The 18,880-nt window shown below is 35.9% G+C and carries 11 protein-coding genes and 1 other annotated feature; of the genes, 7 read left to right on the top strand and 4 right to left on the bottom strand.

What is annotated here, in order from left to right; translation table 11 throughout:
- The first annotated feature begins 60 nt into the window (after nt 1–60).
- From AC3IS5_RS17760 to AC3IS5_RS17750, 3 genes are all read left to right on the top strand, one after another.
- The gene (locus AC3IS5_RS17760; protein WP_489425579.1) at nt 61–906 is read left to right on the top strand and encodes a ComEC/Rec2 family competence protein; all 846 of its coding nucleotides are present in this window, start codon (nt 61–63) and stop codon (nt 904–906) included.
- Nucleotides 907–1,036: 130 nt separating this feature from the next.
- Nucleotides 1,037–1,732, top strand: coding sequence for a YqjF family protein (locus AC3IS5_RS17755; RefSeq protein WP_489425578.1), 696 nt, complete (start codon nt 1,037–1,039; stop codon nt 1,730–1,732).
- A 524-nt stretch (nt 1,733–2,256) separates the two neighbouring features.
- On the top strand, nt 2,257–3,231 hold the full coding sequence (locus AC3IS5_RS17750) for a nuclease-related domain-containing protein (protein ID WP_489427932.1): 975 nt from the start codon (nt 2,257–2,259) through the stop codon (nt 3,229–3,231).
- Between the two features lie 260 nt (nt 3,232–3,491).
- Here AC3IS5_RS17750 and brnQ (AC3IS5_RS17745) read toward each other — a convergent pair whose 3' ends face one another.
- Together brnQ (AC3IS5_RS17745) and pruA are read right to left on the bottom strand one after the other, a co-directional pair.
- Nucleotides 3,492–4,817 (bottom strand): branched-chain amino acid transport system II carrier protein, encoded by a 1,326-nt coding sequence (gene brnQ / locus AC3IS5_RS17745; RefSeq protein ID WP_489425577.1) that lies wholly within the window; start codon nt 4,815–4,817, stop codon nt 3,492–3,494.
- Between the two features lie 68 nt (nt 4,818–4,885).
- Nucleotides 4,886–5,137 (bottom strand) — a binding site (T-box leader).
- A gap of 292 nt (nt 5,138–5,429) precedes the next feature.
- A complete protein-coding gene (gene pruA / locus AC3IS5_RS17740; RefSeq protein WP_489427931.1) occupies nt 5,430–6,977 on the bottom strand; it encodes an L-glutamate gamma-semialdehyde dehydrogenase in 1,548 nt (515 codons plus the stop codon).
- A gap of 139 nt (nt 6,978–7,116) precedes the next feature.
- Here pruA and AC3IS5_RS17735 point away from each other — a divergent pair, with 139 nt between their 5' ends.
- Nucleotides 7,117–8,439: an AAA-type ATPase lid domain-containing protein gene (locus AC3IS5_RS17735; protein WP_489425576.1), complete on the top strand. Its 1,323-nt coding sequence runs from the start codon at nt 7,117–7,119 to the stop codon at nt 8,437–8,439.
- A gap of 30 nt (nt 8,440–8,469) precedes the next feature.
- On the opposite strand, the gene AC3IS5_RS17730 is transcribed toward AC3IS5_RS17735, so the two are convergent.
- Nucleotides 8,470–9,441, bottom strand: a complete 972-nt coding sequence (locus AC3IS5_RS17730) for a proline dehydrogenase family protein (protein WP_489425575.1) — start codon at nt 9,439–9,441, stop codon at nt 8,470–8,472.
- Between the two features lie 485 nt (nt 9,442–9,926).
- On the opposite strand from AC3IS5_RS17730, the gene AC3IS5_RS17725 reads away from it, so the two are divergent.
- Both AC3IS5_RS17725 and brnQ (AC3IS5_RS17720) read left to right on the top strand, forming a co-directional pair.
- On the top strand, nt 9,927–10,907 hold the full coding sequence (locus AC3IS5_RS17725) for a proline racemase family protein (protein WP_489425574.1): 981 nt from the start codon (nt 9,927–9,929) through the stop codon (nt 10,905–10,907).
- 43 nt (nt 10,908–10,950) lie between these two features.
- Complete coding sequence (brnQ, locus tag AC3IS5_RS17720; RefSeq protein ID WP_489425573.1) at nt 10,951–12,312, top strand: branched-chain amino acid transport system II carrier protein; 1,362 nt, start codon at nt 10,951–10,953, stop codon at nt 12,310–12,312.
- Between the two features lie 447 nt (nt 12,313–12,759).
- Here the strand turns inward: brnQ (AC3IS5_RS17720) and AC3IS5_RS17715 are convergent, their stop codons facing one another.
- Nucleotides 12,760–12,894, bottom strand: a complete 135-nt coding sequence (locus AC3IS5_RS17715) for a sporulation histidine kinase inhibitor Sda (RefSeq protein WP_427731751.1) — start codon at nt 12,892–12,894, stop codon at nt 12,760–12,762.
- Nucleotides 12,895–14,451: 1,557 nt separating this feature from the next.
- Between AC3IS5_RS17715 and AC3IS5_RS17710 the strand changes: the two genes are divergently transcribed.
- Complete coding sequence (locus tag AC3IS5_RS17710; RefSeq protein ID WP_489425572.1) at nt 14,452–18,840, top strand: S8 family serine peptidase; 4,389 nt, start codon at nt 14,452–14,454, stop codon at nt 18,838–18,840.
- Nucleotides 18,841–18,880 lie beyond the last annotated feature (40 nt).

Raw genomic sequence — 18,880 nt, 5'->3', positions numbered from 1 at the left:
TCAACTCATTTAGTGGATACTACACGTACATTAATTCGAAGAAAAGAGAGGAGTGGTTTTATGAATCAGTATTTGTCCAAAGGCAAAAGATTGATGTTCCAGTACATAGTTATGCTCATCATTCTGACTTTAATAGGTTGCTCCTCTTTTAACACGAAAACTGCTGCAAGTAGTGAGACAACATTATTAGATATGACGATTTTTCAAATTGGTAAATCTGACAGCATGCTTTTAATGTCCGGTGGCAAAACGATATTGATTGATACTGGGGAAGACAAGCATGGCAAAAAGATTGTCGCGTATTTAGAAAAGCATAATATAGAAAAAATTGACTACCTTATTTTGACTCATTTTGATAAAGATCATGTCGGTGGAGCAGATACGATTATCAATAGTGTAGACGTCCTACAAATTATTACGCCGAATTATAAACGTAGCAGTTTACAGTATCTGGAGTACAAAAATGCCATTACAGCAAATCACATCACGCCTAAAGCTTTGACCGCTACGTATTCCTTTACTGCAGGTACCGCTGAATTCACAGTATACCCACCTCAAAAAAGTAAATACAAAATAGAAAATGATTATTCACTTGTAGTAAGCGTACAGCATGGAAGCAACAGCTTTTTATTAACAGCGGATGCAGAGGAAGAACGCATGGATGAAATAATGAACCATAGCGTTGTTGAGCATACATTTTTAAAAGTACCGCATCATGGGAAATTTGAAGATAATACATTGGAATTTTACAGCATGGTGAAACCGAAATTCGCTGTCATCACGAGTGGAAGGAAAAGAGCTAAAACAGTTAGTGCCTTGGAGAAATTAGGAACGAAAGTTTTTGTCACAAAAAACGGAACTGTATACGTGAAAAGTGATGGTACTTCGATTAGTATGCAACAATAACAACAGTTTAAAACTTGGTCTGTATTAATACCCTAACCTTTTCGAAGCTTAGGGTTTATTTTTTACTCGTTTGAATATATTCATCAAAGGGAATAATAAACATTGTGAAGTTATTGAAAGGAGTCATGAAATGAATAATAGACCTTGGATCATAACGCAGGAATGGCACGATGTATTATTTCTACATTGGCCGGTTCCAGCTGAAGATATACGTCAATACATCCCATCAGAACTCGAACTTGAGCTCTTTAACAATAAAGCATGGATCAGTTTAGTGTTTTTCCAAGTAAAAGAGAATCGCCCAAGATTGATACCATCCATACCTGGTATCAGTTCTTTTTTAGAATTAAATGTCCGCACATATGTCACTTATAAAGAAAAGTCTGGCGTATATTTCTTAAGCATAGATGCCAATAATCAACTAATCACAAAACTAGTGAATTATAAGAACTTCATGCCTTTTAGACAAGCGAATATTACTTTGAAAAAGTACGAAAATGTAATTACTTTTTATAGTAGAAGCAAAAAAATAGAAACGAATTACGAAACTCTAATAGCTTCATATGAACCAATTTCTGGACCCATAGAACGTAGTCAACTCGAGCGCTGGCTAAGCGAACGTTACCATTGCTGGACAAAAGTAAATGACCAGTTACTTAGAGTAGATAATGACCATACTCCATGGACATTGCAAAAAGCCGCATATACCATCCATGAAAATTCAATCGCTTCTTATTTAAATTATGATGACAAAGAAAATTACCCCATCGCTCACTTTTCTAAAATAAAAAAAGTCTACCTTTACCCTCCAGTTAAAGAAACGTAAAATCATTGATGTCCTTAGGGGAGAATGAAAGCCTCTAAAGACATGAACATTCTGCTAAATAACAAAGGAGTGAGTTAGCGCAACAAAGGGGTGGGTTAGTGCAACAAAGGAGTGAGTTAGCACAACAAACGGACGAATTAGCTCAACAAACAGCAGAGTTAGTGCAACAATCCCCGAAATTCGAGCAGTAATCAAAATCTGCTGCCAACTAATCCTTAAATAACAGCGAATATCGGGGGATAGCTACAATATGATCAAAATCAAGTATCTCATCCTCAAGGTACCTCAAAACGGAGAAAAAGAGCGAAATAGGACTTGAATATTCTGCTAAATAATAAAGGAGTGAGTTAGCGCAACAAAGGAGTGAGTTAGTGCAACAAACAACTGAGATAGAGCAACAAACGGCCGAATTAGAGCAACAAATAACGCACTTAGTGCAACAACCCACAACTCAACCCACATCTCCATTGAAATATTTTCCATATTATGATAGATTCTATCTAACTATAGTTGAGAAGGAGTGAATCTTCATCATTATTACAAGACCCGTTCCACTACAAATTCAAGCACTCAATCGGCTCCTTTATCGAGTCCCGAACACGCATCATCAAGCCATCAACAGTATACGGCAAGATACCGAGCGTATTTTAGCAGGCTATAAAGGAGAATTGCGTGTTGACCATTTCGTCCAAGAAACTCATTTTAAACTGCCATATTTCTATTTTCCTAATGTTGAATTACAAGTTTCAAAGTTTCGCTTTGTTCAAATAGACTCGCTCATAATCACTCCAAGCTACATTTGCATATTTGAAGTGAAAAATATGCGAGGTGTATTACGATTTCACGAAAATCCATATCAATTAGTCCAAATAGTAGATGGTGAAAAGCGAATATACGAGTGTCCCCAAAGTCAAATTATCCGTGCTGTAAGTAGCATGAAATATTGGCTTCAAAATAACAAATATGAAATCCCGATCTACTATAAAATTGTCATGCCAAACACCAACACATTTATAAAAAAACGCCCCAAGAAAGTACAATTACTGTTCAACAAAGAAATCTCCAACTTTCTAGAACAGCTTAATTCTCTCCCACACAAACTCAACGTTGAAGAATTCCGTTTACTTTGCAATCAACTAAAGTCACAAATCAAGCCGTATAATCCCTTTCCCTTATGTCAAAAATACAACCTACAACCTGAAAATTTAACCCCAGGCATGATCTGCCCATGTGGTGCCCTTATAGAGTATTCATCTAGAAGAGGTCAATGTTGTTCTAATTGTAAAGCACCGAAGCAAGTCATTCTCGAGCAAACTATGCTCGATTGGTTTCAACTGTTTAAATCTACCATCACAAACAAAGAGTGTAGAGGCTTTCTACAAATAGAAGATAAATTTACAATATCAAGACTCTTCAAAAAGATGAATTTAACTCCGATAGGGAACACAAAATTGCGGGTGCATCACTATGATTACAAGCAACCGTTATTCAAAAAATAAAACCAGCAAAAGCTGGTTTTTTTATGCCCAAAATCAATAAAAATACTAAACATAAGGACGTGAATATTCTGCTAAATAACAAACATCCAAGTTAGCGCAACAAACAGCTGAGATAGTGCAACAAACAACTAAGATAGCGCAACAATCCCTGCACATAGCGCAACAGTCGATACACAACCGACTTTCTACATCCCAAGTCCATTTATTCTACAAGTAAAAAGACTACCCAACGAACTGCGGGTAGTCTCTACTATAAAAAATCACTTCCCAACAGGCCTAGAAACAACCATCGAAGATTCACCCTTAATAAGGTATAGACAAAATCCAATAGCAGTCCCTACAATAGCAGGAATAATCCACCCCAATCCAAGATCTGCAAATGGAAGATAGTTCATATATTTATCGACTACGCCAAACGTGAAGCCAAATGCTTTTAGTCCATCATATAATGCAACGATTCCTGTGAGTGTCATTGCTCCAACGTAAACATAGGAAGATCCTCTGAATAACGGATGGAAAAGAGATATCACGATCAAGACAATTGTTAATGAGTATGCAGCAACTAAAAAAGGAACGCTTACTAATAATATTGTACTTAAACCGAAATTAGCTAACCCGAAACCAATCAATGAAAAGAATAAAGAGATTTTCTTATAACTAATTTTAGGAATTAACGAATTGAAATAGTTTGCACAAGCAGACACCAATCCAACACATGTAGTAAAGCAAGCTAGAACGAAAATAATACCTAACAATAAATTGCCCCATTGTCCGAACAATAAATAGGAAGCAGAAGATAGAAGGGAACTACCGTTTTCAAATGTACTTGTTCCTGCCATTTTCACACCAATATAGCCTAATGAGCAATATACAACAGCAAGTAAAGATCCTGCTAAAAGACCCGCTTTCAGCATTTCTCTTCGTAGCATTTTACCTTCAGTAGCTCCTTGTTGCTTTAGCGTTGTCAAAATAACAATACCGAATGCAAGTGCAGCGAGTGCATCCATTGTGTTATATCCTTCTAAAAAACCTTTTAGGAAAGGAGATTGGGCGTACTCTGTTGTTGCAGGGGCTAATGCGCCATTTTGTAAACGAACAAAACCTACTACAACTAAAATTATCATGCTAAGTAATAGAAGTGGTGTAATAATCTTACCCATAAGATCCATCATTTTACTTTGGTTTAAGCTGACTAAAAATACTAGAAGGAAAAATAATGCCGTAAAACCGATTAGAGCAAAAGGAGAATCTGATATAAAAGGCTTTAACCCCATTTCGTATGCAAGTGTTGCATTACGAGGGATAGCAAGAAATGGTCCGATTGATAAATATACGATGATAGTAAATGCGATTCCGAAAATAGGATGAACGCGACTTGCTAGTGAACGTACTCCTCCTTCAACAAAAGACAAAGCTGTTAATACAAGTAGAGGGAGACCAACTGCAGTTACGATAAATCCAGTAATAGCGAGTGGAAAGTTTGTCCCTGCATTAGCGCCTAAAAACGGTGGGAAAATAAGATTACCGGCTCCAAAGAACATTGAGAATAACATTAGTCCAATAAATAAAGTTGTTGATTTTTTCATTTCATTCACTCCTCTAAAATAGTAATCCATATTCAGTGAAAATAGGCACAAAAAAACTCGCCCCTATAAAAAGGGACGAGATTACTCGCGATACCACCCTAATTCCGGAATTTTGTGTTCACAAAAAATCCAGCACTCAGCCACCGTACTATCATACGTGATCCTAAGGTAACGGAGGATTTGCCGGCAAAATTTACATCAGGTTCAATTTTGCTTCTCGGAGATGATTTCAGAAAAGGACTTAAACATCGACTTTCAGCAAGCGTCGACTCTCTATAGATTAAGAATCCATTCGTACTTATTCTCTTCATCGAATTTGGATATGTTTTATAGCATATCAGCTAGAAATAGAATTGTCAATATAAATTGAACAATTAGAGTGTTCTAAACAATTTGACATATGTATGATAATCTACATACATATACATTTGATAATCCATTTAATTTCGAATTTAAATTAGTGAAAATAAAAGTGTTTTGTACAAGTGGAAATGCCATTAATTCAACTATTCTTTTTGCATTTAAAATGTGTAAAACAAAAACCCGACGCATGAATTATCACACGTCGAGCGTAAAAATAGTAGAGTTTCTTCTATTATAATGTAGAAAAAATTATAGTGTTTCTGATGTTGTTTTTGCTTGCATATGAAGCTGTAAATAATCAGGGCCACCAGCTTTTGAATCTGTACCTGACATATTGAAGCCACCGAATGGTTGGTATCCTACGATAGCGCCAGTACAGCCACGGTTGAAGTATAAATTACCAACATGGAAGCGTTGACGTGCGTATTCGATGTTAGTACGATTTTTTGAAATAACAGCTCCAGTTAAACCATATTCAGTATCATTAGCAATTGCGATTGCTTCTTCGAAATTAGAAGCTTTAGAAATAGCTACAACTGGTCCGAAGATTTCTTCTTTCATAATGCGTGCTTCAGGAGATACATCTGCAAATACTGTTGGTTGAACGAAATAGCCTTCTGATTGGTCAGCAGTACCGCCAGCGATTAAGCGACCTTCTTCTTTACCAATTTCGATGTAGCTAGTAATTTTATTGAATGCTGCTTCATCAATAACTGGTCCAGTATAGTTAGTAGGATCTTCTGGATTACCGACTTGTAATGCTTTTGTTAATTCCTCTACACGTGCGACTACTTCATCATAAACTTCATCCACAATTACAACACGTGAACATGCTGAACATTTTTGACCACTAAAGCCGAATGCAGATTTAACGATAGATTGAGCAGCTAATTCTAAATCAGCCTCTTTATCTACTACAATCGTATCTTTACCACCCATTTCAGCGATAACACGTTTAATCCAAATTTGACCTTCGTTTACAACAGAAGCGCGTTGATTAATACGAAGACCAACATCACGAGAACCAGTGAAACTGATGAAACGAGTATACTTGTGATCTACTAAATAATCGCCAACTTCAGCGCCAGAACCTGGGATGTAGTTAACAACGCCCGCTGGAAGTCCAGCTTCCTCTAATACTTCCATGAATTTGTAAGCAACAACAGGTGTAGTTGAAGCAGGTTTTAAAAGTACAGTGTTACCAGTTACAACTGCTGCTACAGTAGTACCAGCCATGATTGCAAATGGGAAGTTCCAAGGAGAGATGATGACACCAACACCTAATGGAATGTAGTCATAACGGTTAAATTCGCCAACGCGGCTTTCAACTGGTTGACCATCTTTAATCGCTAACATTTGACGACCGTAATATTCAAGGAAATCGATTGCTTCTGCAGTATCAGCATCAGCCTCGTTCCATGGTTTACCAGCTTCGAATGTTAACCAAGCAGAGAATTCATGTTTACGACGGCGGATGATTGCAGCTGCTTTAAACAAAATATCAGCTCTTACTTCGGCCGGCGTATATTGCCATTCCCCAAAGGCAGTATGTGCCGCTTGCATTGCTTTTTCAGCTAATTCTTGATCAGCTTTTGATACAACACCAACTAATTCTGATTTCTTAGCAGGATTGTAAGATGAGATTTTTTGCTCAGTTGTTACTTTTTCACCGTTTATGATTAAAGGATATTCTTGTCCTAATTGTTCTTTAACTTGTTTTAATGCAGTTTGATATGCATCTGCATGCTCGTTTGAAGTGAAATCTGTAAATGGTTCATGTTTGTATGGAATCATTATTTTTTCTCCCCCTAAGTTGTAAGGTGCAAAGTGAGTTTGCACTTTTCTGAAAAGTATATATATAATAATGCAACATCATTTGGCATATTACAATAAAAATATTCAAAAAATTATAAAAAACTTAAAGGGGTATATAAAATTGGGATTAAATGGTCTTCTTCAATTGTATGAATTTATTACGGAAATGAGTGATATCGGCATTAGTGCAATCGATGCTAACGGAATGCCAGTAATCTATAATAAAAAAATGAAAGAGCTTGAGGGTATAACAGATGACGAGGTTAAAAAGCGCTCTGCAAGGGAAATTATTAATTTTGAATCTGAAGAGAGTCTATTGCTACAAGTGTTACATAAAGGTCAACCGATTCGAAATCATAAAAAAACTTTTTGGAATCGAAAAGGGCAGGAGATTACGACAATCAATAATATTTTGCCAATTGAAAAAGAAGGGAGAATCCTTGGGGCAGTAGAATTTGCGAGAGATATTTCTACACAAGAATTCATGATGTATCAACCACTTCGCCGTTATGGACAGCCATTAACGTTTGAAACAATTACAGCTGTTTCAGCATCGATGAAGAATGTAATTTCAACTGCAAAAATAGCTGCGACTAGTCGCATTTCGGTCATGCTTATCGGGGAATCAGGAACTGGGAAAGATATGATCGCTGAAGGAATCCACCACTCACTTTCTATACCCAACGAACAATTTATAACTCTCATTTGTAGAAGAGACGAGGAAGCAGTAATTGCACAGCTAGAAAAATATATAACTGAGCATCATAACATTACGTTTTTCGGTGAACGAATAGAATATTTATCGATGTCAGCTCAGGAAAGAATCGTAGAGTTGATGAAAATCCATGAAACAAAAAATCACGTCTTTATCGCTAGTATTGGCGGCGACCCAATTGAACTAATAAGTGATGGTAAGCTATCGAAAAGTCTATACTTTTTCTTCTCATCCCTTACAATCCGTGTTCCATCAATCAGAGAACGAAAAGAAGATATTATGCCCTTTGTGAATGATTACTTTTCGAGACATCGACAAGACTACGGTTCTTTCGTGAAAGGTCTTGCACTAGAAGTTGAAGAAATATTTTTGTCTTATGATTGGCCTGGAAACTTGAAGGAATTAGAAGTGTTATTAGACGAAATAGCATCTCTTATCACTACTGAGGAAAGTATTACTTATGAGATGTTACCAGCATATTTCCGATGGAAGGTGCAAGATATACATCGTCAGGAAAATAATGCACAAAGTGATTTGTTTATCGTTCAAACGGCCAAGGATCTCCGTCCACTCGAACAATATATCCGTGAAGTAGAAGACTATTATGTGGTTAAAGCACTTGAATTCTTTGGGGGGAATGTCTCAAAAACTGCAAAAGAGCTGGGGCTGAAAAGACAAAGTTTACAATATCGCATGAAAAGAATGAAAGATGCTGAAGAGAAAAAATAAAAGATCCCGCCTTTTGAGCGGGATCTTTTTTTATTTGCGTTTAGATAGACGACCAACTATGAATGCTGAAGCAGCTAAGCCAATCGCAGTGTTAGTTTTTTTATTGAAAACTTGTTTAGTAACAAGTGTTAAGTTTTGTGGACGCTCCGCTAAACGACGCATGAAGTATCCATACCAATCACGACCAAATGGTACATAAGTACAGAAGTTGTAACCTTCTTTTGCTAATTGAAGTTGCATATCTTTACGGAAACCATAAAGCATTTGGAACTCAAATTTGTCGTTTGGAATATTATTTGTTTTAACAAATTGTTTTACATGGTTAATGACACGGTGATCATGTGTTGCGATTGAAGTGAATTTACCATGTAGTAAGTGATACTCGATCAATTTAATATATTTTGCATCGATTTCAGCTTTATCTTGGTAAGCAATATTAGCTGGTTCTTTATAAGCACCTTTTACGATACGCAAACGGTAGTTTTTATACTTTTCGATATTTTCATCAGATTCATGGAAGTATGCTTGAATAACTGTACCGATATTTTGATGCTCAGTATTCAGTTGCTCCATCAATTCGAAAGAAGGATGTAAACGATCATAATCTTCCATGTCGAAGTTAACGAAAATATCGAATTTGTCTGCTAGGGCAACAATTTCTTTTAAATTTTCATAACAGAAGTCACGATCAATATCTAAGCCTAATTGAGAAGGTTTTAAAGAGATATGAGCATCTACCCCATGATCGTGAATCGCTTGAATTAATTCTAAAATTTGTTTTTTAGCAGCGATAGCTTCTGATTTTTCAAAAACAAATTCACCTAAGTTATCAACTGTACAAGCAATACCATGCTTGTTTAATTCTTTAATACTATCAATCGTTTCTTGAATATTAGTACCGGCTACTACGCTTTGTGCACCCATCTTTAAACCGTATCTTTGAGCGGCTGCATTTAGTGTGCGATTCTCGGATAAATACATAAAAAAGTCTCTTAATATCATAAAAAATCTCTCCCCATCATTTGTGAACTAAATTCCAAGCGATTATATCATAAAATTTCAAATTGCAAGAGTTTTCTTTTAAAAGAAATTTTTCGAAAGAAATAATTTAAGTGAATTTTCAGCACTGAAACAGTTAGAAAATAACGGTTCTAGATAGATAATTTTAGACTCATTTAGAATTTTATTAAAAAATAAGACTTTTCAAAACTAACTAAATAGTATATGTTTTTAGAACGAGTTAGTTTTTTAATCTGAGAGCCGTCACATCAATGTTTTTGGGTGTAAAACTGTTACTATGTTTAAGTTTTGATAAATTATTAGAGTCAAAATTTCAAACTAATTATCATTTAAAAATTAAACAGTAATTCAAACTTTATATGACGATGGGCAGTAATAAGTAATACGCTGGCTAAGATAAATAAGATTGTAATTAACTAACTATGAATTTGATTTTTATGTAAAATTGTTTTTTTAGGGGGATTATTATGGGCGAATACATCATGAGTTTAGAGACAGTAGATACGCATACGATGGGGGAAGCAACGCGAATTGTTGTCAATGGTTTTCCAGAAATCGTTGGGGAAACGATGATGGAAAAAAAGGAGTACGTGAAAGACAACTATGATCATTTAAGAAAATTATTGATGAACGAACCAAGAGGCCATAAAGACATGTTCGGTTCGATCATTACAGAGCCTACGAATCCGAAATGCGATATCGGTATAATATTTATGGATAGTGGTTCATATTTGAACATGTGTGGTCATGGAACAATTGGTACAGTTACAATGTGTCTGAGTAAAGGAATTATACCGAAAAAAGAGCTTATTTATATTGATGCTCCTTCTGGGATTATTGAGTGTAGAGCTACTTTTAAAGGCGATAGTGTCGAAAATGTTGAATTTACAAATGTACCGGCATTTTTATTACATAAAGAAATTGAAATAGATTTAAAAAATATTGGTAAAGTTTCAGTGGACATAGCATTTGGTGGAAGTTTTTTTGGAATAATAAATGCAGTTGATTTGCAATTAGAGATAGACTTGATTAATAAACAACAGATTTTGGAAATTGCAACAGAGGCAAGAAATTTTATCAATGAAAATATTGAGATTCAACATCCTACTATACCTGGTATTAATACCGTCGACCTAATTGAAATATCAAGTAAAGTATCAGAGGAGCATTACAAAAATGTCGTAGTCTTCGGAGATGGACAAATTGACCGTTCACCGTGTGGGACAGGTACTTGTGCGAAAATGGCTTCACTTGAGTTAGAGCCAGGAACATCAATTATTCAAGAGAGTATCATTGGTTCTAAATTTGAAGGAAGCGTATTGGGGAAAACTAGAGTAGGAGAATTTGATGCCATCATACCAGCATTAAAAGGGGCTGCTTGGATAACTGGTGAGCATAAATTTGTTTTACAGGAAGCTGATATTTACGCTGAAGGATTTGCCATTTAAGATAGTCATCTCATTATGAGGAATTAACAAAGGGGAGTGTATTATGAAAAAGGATTTATCAATTTTTCAAATTGTAGCAATCGGTTTCATGTTATTTGCAATGTTCTTAGGGGCTGGGAATGTCATATTTGCGCCAATCGTTGGTCAGCAAGCTGGTACAAACACGCCAATCGCTATGGCAGGGTTTTTAATTACTGGGGTAGGGCTAGTATTATTAGCCATCATTGCTTTAACAAAAGGTGGAGGAACTGTTGAGAAGTTAGCAGGACGTGTATCACCAAAATTTGCAATAATCTTCTCAGTACTTTTATTTTTAACATTGGGGCCTATTTATGTAATTCCACGGACAACTTCAGTTGTATATGAAATCGGTATTAAACAATTAATCACAAATACTGATCAACATGGATTGTACTTACTTTTGTTCTCTACTTTCTTCATTGTTTTAACTATTTTTCTATCATGGGAAACGACTAAATTTGTAGATCGATTAGGAAAGCTAATTACTCCAATTTTCGCTGTATTATTAGTTATTATCGTAGGTAAATCAATCTTTACTCCACTAGGTTCTATTCATGCACCTGTTCCAACTATGGGGTATGAAACAACAGGAGCAGCATTTTTGAAAGGGTTTACACAAGGGTATTATACAATGGATGTATTAGCAGCATTCGTATTCGGTGGAATCTTTATCAAATCAATTGATAGTCTTGGTATTAAGTCTAAGAAATCAGTTTCAAAGGTTTTTATACAGGCGGGGTTCATTACAATAATTGGTTTAGTGTTGCTGCAAGTGTCAATGTCATGGATTGGAGCATCTAGTGTTGATGCAATTGGTTATTTGGATAACGGTGGAGAATTAATTGCATTAGCTTCCAAAGCGTTGTTTGGCCCAATTGGTATTTATTTAATAGGAATTGTCATTTTCCTTACAGGTATTACAACAAATGTTGCGTGTTTAGCAGCTGTAGCAGAGTATTTTGAACGTATTATTCCATCAATTTCTTATAAAAAATGGTTGATCGTTTTCGCGATTGGGAGCTTAATCATTACAAACTTTGGTTTATCGAAGATCTTAACAATGGCATCACCTATTTTAATGTTACTGTATCCAATCGCGATTGCATTGATTATCCTTATCTTCACGGATTCGTTCTTTAAAGGTGCAAAATCTGTATATGTAGGAACAATCATCGGAGTTGGTTTTATAGCAGTTATAGATGCACTAAAAGAGGCAAATCTAGGAGTAGAGACACTTAATAATACATTTAATTTTATTCCATTGTTTACAAGTGGAGCAGGTTGGATTATTACAGGGATCATTGGGGCTGTTATTGGTTACTTCTTTAGAAAGGAAAAAATAGCAGATTCAGCTGATTTCGAGGATGGATTAGCGAAGGACTAGAATAATATAATACTAAATAGTAGGCACGTCAGAAGCTGTTATTAAAACAATTCTGACGTTTTTTTTATGTTCATAAGCAAGTATTAGTAAAGGCGTGATTGTATAACATCACACCTTCAAGACTATATAAGCCGAATCTATTATTTTCTAAATATGTTATTCAAGTTAATACCATTCATCGTGCTTTCACTTTTTATGAAGTATATTAATCGAAAATGGTATCTTCATTTAACAACACGAATAATTAGCAGATAAACTATCAATAATGGGAGACAGGTTAATATAACGCACTATATACATCTACAAGATGAAATACATGACAATCATCAAAAAGATCTCTAATTTAATTTGGTGTTCAAACGAAGAAATAAATAGCTATTTATATTGAGATGACTATCAAGAACAAGAAAAGTTAATGCTGCATTTTTATATAAATGCTGGATCAGTTTAACACGGGACTTTTTTAATTAGAGAGCGACGCATAATTTCAACTTTTAATAGGTTAATAAAATCTGGATTTAACATGCTAGTAGTTGCCGTAACATAAGCTTTAATCAGTAAATCGTCTGATAATTTACTCACGAATTAGTTCACCTCCATATTTTTGTGAGTCGAGTTCTAAATCAAAACAAGGTGGAATATATTGATAGTTAACTTTGCTATAATTAATGTAGCAAATTGCTTTGTTCAAGACAACCACCCCTTTATCCACAGGTTTTAGTGGATAATTTGTTATTAACTTATGGATATATTGGTGAAATATAGAAGCGGCAGTGTGTATAATGTGTATAAAGTTATCCACATTTGTATATACCATTATAATTTGTCGAAACATTTTTCTGAATTGTCAGCTTTTCGTTGGTATTTCGAGTTGAATTGACATCAAAAATGGGATTTTAACTCATAAAAATAGAGATATTAAGCGACCTCAAATCAGCGTCAGAGCTGGAATTTACTTATAAAAAGACGTGAATATTCTGCTAATAATTAATTTGGATTGTTATTGTAATAGTAGTCATAATATTGCGAATATTTATGGTTGTAGAATAATAATTGTTGCGTTTCCCTCAAAAATCATCGTATTTAGGCAATAAACCTATACATCCCGCTTCCTGTTAAGGGTCAAATAACATAAAAAACATTAACATTCGTAAAATTCTGTCGATTTCGATTTTAAAAATAGTTATAGTTGAAAACGGCCCTATTGTTTATCAAGATAACAACAATTGAAGGAAACTGGAAAAGGATCTCAACAAATTAATGTTAATGTGAAGTAATCATTAATAAAATGAATCTCCTAAATTAAAATTTAGGAGATTTTTTATTGCATTAACATTAACCTAATTTTTTTTTTAAAACCTTTCATAGAAATGATCTGTATATAAATCTTGAATGAGTTCTTATATCTTTTTTTAGCATTCCTAGATAGAAAAATAGGATTGCTTGTTTTAGAGGTTATCCTTTCATTTTATTGAGGGTAGGATATTAGTCCTTTGAAAATGCAATGCTTAATTTGATATTTCAATTTTTAATAAATATGAAAATAAGCAAAAAAAGACCTTGGAAATTAAGATGAAAAACATCTGAAAACTCTTTGTTTTCAAGTGTTTATGTAAAATGTATTTAAGGTAAAAAGAATTTGAATTTAAAAATGTGAATAATCTTTTAGTACTATTCAATAATTTTGAAAGTTGATAGTCAAATTACCCTCTTTTTAATTTTGTAGGTGTATTTAGGTATTTTTCAATAAAATTGAAAATCTTATAAATTTAACAAAAATACAATTAAACCTTATAAATATTGTTATATCAACTTTTCTACGTATTTATTATGAATAGCTTCAATGCATCAAGATGAACTTTTAGAGACTTAAGACCTGTAACTCTATAGTAAATTACTATTATTTGTAAAAATGGAGAAAAAAATCGATAAAAACTGACAAAAATTTGAATTGTAATCTTATATAGTTGTAGTTACAACTAGAGATTGATATTTGGCACCATTGATTCTGTTTACCTAAATATCTGTTTGGGAAAGGAGGCAAAGGTGTTTTTCTTTGGTCTTTTTTGGGTGACTTAAAAAGGCTATCAGCTTCTAGCAAAGAACAAATATCTTTATAAAATTACAGGGGGAATGAAGATGAGGGAAAAAAGTAGTTCTGTCAAAGCATTTAGCATCGCTGCATCTGTACTCATGGCATTTTCTTTAGTCGCTCCAAATGTTGCTAGTGCGAAAACGACTGATAAGCTGCATCAATCTTTCAGAGATTCAAGTTCAAACACTGCTCTCGTGAAAGACAAGCTAAGCGATCGATTACTCAATAATTTTAAAGATGATGAAAAAGTAACATTCCTTATCAAATTTAAGGAAAAATCTGCTGCAAATAAGGTAGCTACTGAAGCTAAGAAAAATGCAAAAGCAGATAAAATGACAGCCCATCAAGCTAAGCTCGCTCAACGATCTGCAGTTGTATCTGATTTGAAGGCAACTTCACTTGAATCACAAGAAACAGTCAAAGAATTCCTTGAACAAGAAGAGAAAAAAGGAAATGCAAAAGACATCACATCTTATTACATCGTCAATGGGATGGCTGTTACTGCAACAAAAGAGATTGCTGAAAAAGTGGCGACATTTGCAGAAGTAGAAAAAGTATTACCAAATGAAAAACGTCAATTATTTACGACAAAGACAAAAGAGACACCTGCACCCAAATCAAAAACTGCAAATGTTGAGTGGAACGTTGAACGTGTTAAAGCTCCTCAAGTTTGGGCGAAAGGGATTGATGGAACAGGAACAGTGGTAGCAAGTATTGATACGGGTGTGCAATGGGATCACCCAGCATTAAAGCAAAAATATCGTGGTTTCAATGCATCTACTGGACAAGTTTCTCATGACTTCAACTGGTTTGATGCGACTGTAGGGCGTACCACTCCGTATGATGATATTGGACATGGTACACACGTTTCAGGAACAATGGTTGGTAGTGAACCAGATGGCTCTAACCAAGTTGGGGTTGCACCTGGCGCAAAATATATTGCTGTCAAAGCATTTACATCACAAGGTGGTACAGATGAAGATCTATTAGCAGCTGCACAATGGATTTTAGCGCCAACTGATGCCAATGGAAATGCACGAGTTGATATGGCTCCAGATATTGTGAATAACTCTTGGGGTGGAGGTCCAGGTCTTGATGAATGGTACCGAGACGTAGTGCTCAATTGGCGTGCTGCAGAAATTTTCCCTGAATTTTCGGCAGGTAACACAACGCCAACAAATCCAGGTGGACCGGGGTCTGTTGCTGCACCAGCCAATTACCCAGAGGCGTTTGCAACTGGGGCAACTGATATTAATAACAAAGTAGGCGGTTTCTCACTTCGTGGACCATCACCATATGATCAAATCAAGCCAGACATTTCAGCTCCTGGTGTGAACATCCGATCAACTGTTCCAGGAAGTGGCTATGAAGGTGGCTGGAATGGAACATCGATGGCTGGCCCAGCAGTATCAGGGGTATTAGCTCTTCTTCGTCAAGTAAATGCAAACTTAACAGTTGATGAAATGGAACAAATTCTACTTGATACAGCAATTCCATTAACTGACTCTGAATATCCACAAACACCAAACCATGGCTATGGTTATGGATTAGTAGATGCTCAGGCAGCAGTTTCTTCAATAATTACTGGCCTAGGTAAGTTAAAAGGTCAAGTGACAAAACAAGGTGATGACAATGAAGCTCCAGTACTAAAACATAACAGTCCTGTTGAAGTATTTGCAGGGATGGATTTAGATTTGACAGCTTCAGTAACAGATAACATAAGTATTTCATCTGTTATCTTTAATTACAAAGACGCTAATGGCGCTTGGAAAGCAATTACCGCAACTCATAAATCAGGCGATTATAAATCAGGGGAGTTCGGTGTGACGATTCCAGGTGAAGCGATTAAAGGAGATTCATTCAAGTACAAATGGACAGTCAATGACTTCGGTAATAACGAAGTGAATAGTGAAGAATATGTAGTGCAAGTAAAACCTGGCATCACAGTAGGATACTTTGAAAACCTAGAAAAACAACCTACTGGCTGGACATCGTTTGGCAATAAAAACAGCTGGGAGTGGGGAGCACCAACGTCAGGTCCAGGAAAAGCGGCATCTGGTGACAAAGTGTATGCTACAAAGTTAGCTGGTAACTATGACGGCCAAATGAACGCAACACTCGTGATGCCTCCAGTTGATTTACCACAAGGACACTCTTATTTACAGTTTAAACAATGGCATAACTTCGAGGAATCTACATCGGGTAGAGCATGGGATTATGGTCATGTCTTTGTCTCGACGGATAGAGAAGAGTGGACACAAGTAATGAAGGTTCAAGGTGCTTCAAACGGTTGGAAAAATGCAGAAGTTGACTTATCAGCTTATGCAGGTCAACGCATCTATATTGGTTTTAATGCATTCTCTGACTCAAGTATTAATAAAGAAGGTTGGTATATTGATGATATCGGGTTAGTGGATGTCTCACAAACAGGTAAAGTATCTAAAGACAAGAATAAAAATAAAGACGTGAATGGCAATAAATCTAATAATACTAATGATAAAAACAGCAGCAACAAAGGTAATGTAGGAATGGATCCAGATAAAAATGCTAAGAAAGAGTGGATTGATCCGAAGACTATTCGACCTGTAATGCCTGCAAAAGAGAAAACACCAGTAGAAGAAGCTGTTGTGAATCCAACACTTTTACCGCTAGGTGCTCAAGTAAGTATTCTTGAATCTGGCCGTTCAGTGTATTCAAATCCTGCTGATGGTTCATATTCATTAACACATGGTGCCGGAACATTCACTGCGAAAGCAGAAGCCTACGGGTTTACATCTAAACAGCAATCTGTTTCGATTGAAGCAGATGGCATGGCAACTGCAAACTTCACATTGAATGAAGTAGCACAAAATACAGTGAGTGGTAAAATCACTGACAAATCAACAGGAGAAGGCGTAGCAGGGGCAACTATCTTATTAGTTGAAGATGCGAATATTACGCCTGTTACTACAGATGCAAAAGGTAACTATTCATTGACTGCATATGAAGGCGACTACACATTAAAAGTAATTGCTCGTGGCTACTATAGCCAAGAAACAACTATTAAAATCGGCCAACAAGCTACGACACAAAATATTGAGTTAAAACCATTCTACACTTACCCAGGTGGCGAAATTGGGTATGATGATGGTACTCCTGAAAATGCACGTGCATTTAATGCAGCAGGAAACGCTTGGGCAGTGAAAATGTCTCTTCCTGAAGGAAAGGAAAACGGCATTGTAACGGATGGCGTATTCCGATTCTGGGACACTGAATTTCCAGTTCCAGGTGGTACTGCATTCGCAGTTGAAGTGTGGGACGCGACTGGAGCCGATGGATCGCCTGGTAAGAAACTTGCAGGTCCGATTGATGCGACAGCTCTACGTAATGGTGAATGGACAGTTGTTGATTTAAGTGATCACAATATTATTGTAAAAGGCGATTTCTACATGGTATATCGTCAAACGTTTGCTGGTACAAAAGCACCAGGTCTTGCAACAGACGAAAGTGGAAAAAATGCAAGACGAAGCTATCAAAGTGTTTCCGATGCTTGGTCACCATCACCAGCTGAAGAAGGAAACTATATGATTCGTGCCCGTGTAAGTTATGAAGTACAGGGTCCAGTGATCACTTCACCAGCATCAAAATCTGTAACAAATCAAGCATCAACAAAAATCGAAGGAACAGCATCACCAACGACAAAGATTAAATTAAAACAAAATGATCAAGAAGTTGGATCTGCAGTCGTTGGAGCAGATGGTAAATTCTCAATTGATGCTAAATTATCAGAGGGTTCAAATGAATTCGTAGCAGTAGCAACTCTTGATAATCGAGTAATAGGGGAATCTGAAGCAGTTAATGTTGTATTAGACACGATGAAACCCGAACTGAAAATCGAAAGTCCGCTTGACGGGGATAAAACAAACCGTGAGTCAGTAACAGTTGAAGGTACTGTTAAAGATTCAAACCTAGATTGGGTCCGTGTAAATGGAAAAGACGCACCTGTGGTCAATGGGAAATATTCAAAACGTATTCTTCTCGACAATGGTGTAAATGAAATCAAAGTAGTAGCTAGCGATAAAGCAAATAACAAAGTAACTAAGAAAATTAGCATCACAGCAAATTACGATGCACCTGTCATTGAAAACTTAACACCAGTAGAAGACCTTAATCTGAAAACAGGCAAAAGTGTTAAAATTGAATTTGATAGTGCAGCTGGATTGAAAGCTACTTTCGTCATCCACATGCCACTAACAAACGTTAATGGACAAGTTCAAAATGCGACTGAGCTACCTATGTCAGAACAAGCAGACGGTCATTACGTAGGCTATTGGACAGTACCATCAGGAACAGTAGCTAAAGGAGCAGTAATTGAAGTAAAAGCTGTTGATAATTTCAAAAACGAAACGCGTCAAGAAGCGAAAGGTAAGCTATATATCAATGTTGAGAAATAAACGCTATTGAGTAATGAACCCCCTATCTCTTTTGAGAAGG

It is taken from the genome of Viridibacillus sp. KH_047, assembly GCF_057838945.1.
Note: the sequence above shows the minus strand (reverse complement) of the source record. Positions and strands in the feature narration are given on the sequence as shown.

Coding starts and splice junctions, on each gene's coding strand:
- AC3IS5_RS17710 (WP_489425572.1), top strand. CDS start 14,452: ATGAGGGAAAAAAGTAGTTCTGTCAAAGCATTTAGCATCGCTGCATCT.
- AC3IS5_RS17730 (WP_489425575.1), bottom strand. CDS start 9,441: ATGATATTAAGAGACTTTTTTATGTATTTATCCGAGAATCGCACACTA.
- brnQ (WP_489425577.1), bottom strand. CDS start 4,817: ATGAAAAAATCAACAACTTTATTTATTGGACTAATGTTATTCTCAATG.
- AC3IS5_RS17755 (WP_489425578.1), top strand. CDS start 1,037: ATGAATAATAGACCTTGGATCATAACGCAGGAATGGCACGATGTATTA.
- AC3IS5_RS17725 (WP_489425574.1), top strand. CDS start 9,927: ATGGGCGAATACATCATGAGTTTAGAGACAGTAGATACGCATACGATG.
- brnQ (WP_489425573.1), top strand. CDS start 10,951: ATGAAAAAGGATTTATCAATTTTTCAAATTGTAGCAATCGGTTTCATG.
- AC3IS5_RS17760 (WP_489425579.1), top strand. CDS start 61: ATGAATCAGTATTTGTCCAAAGGCAAAAGATTGATGTTCCAGTACATA.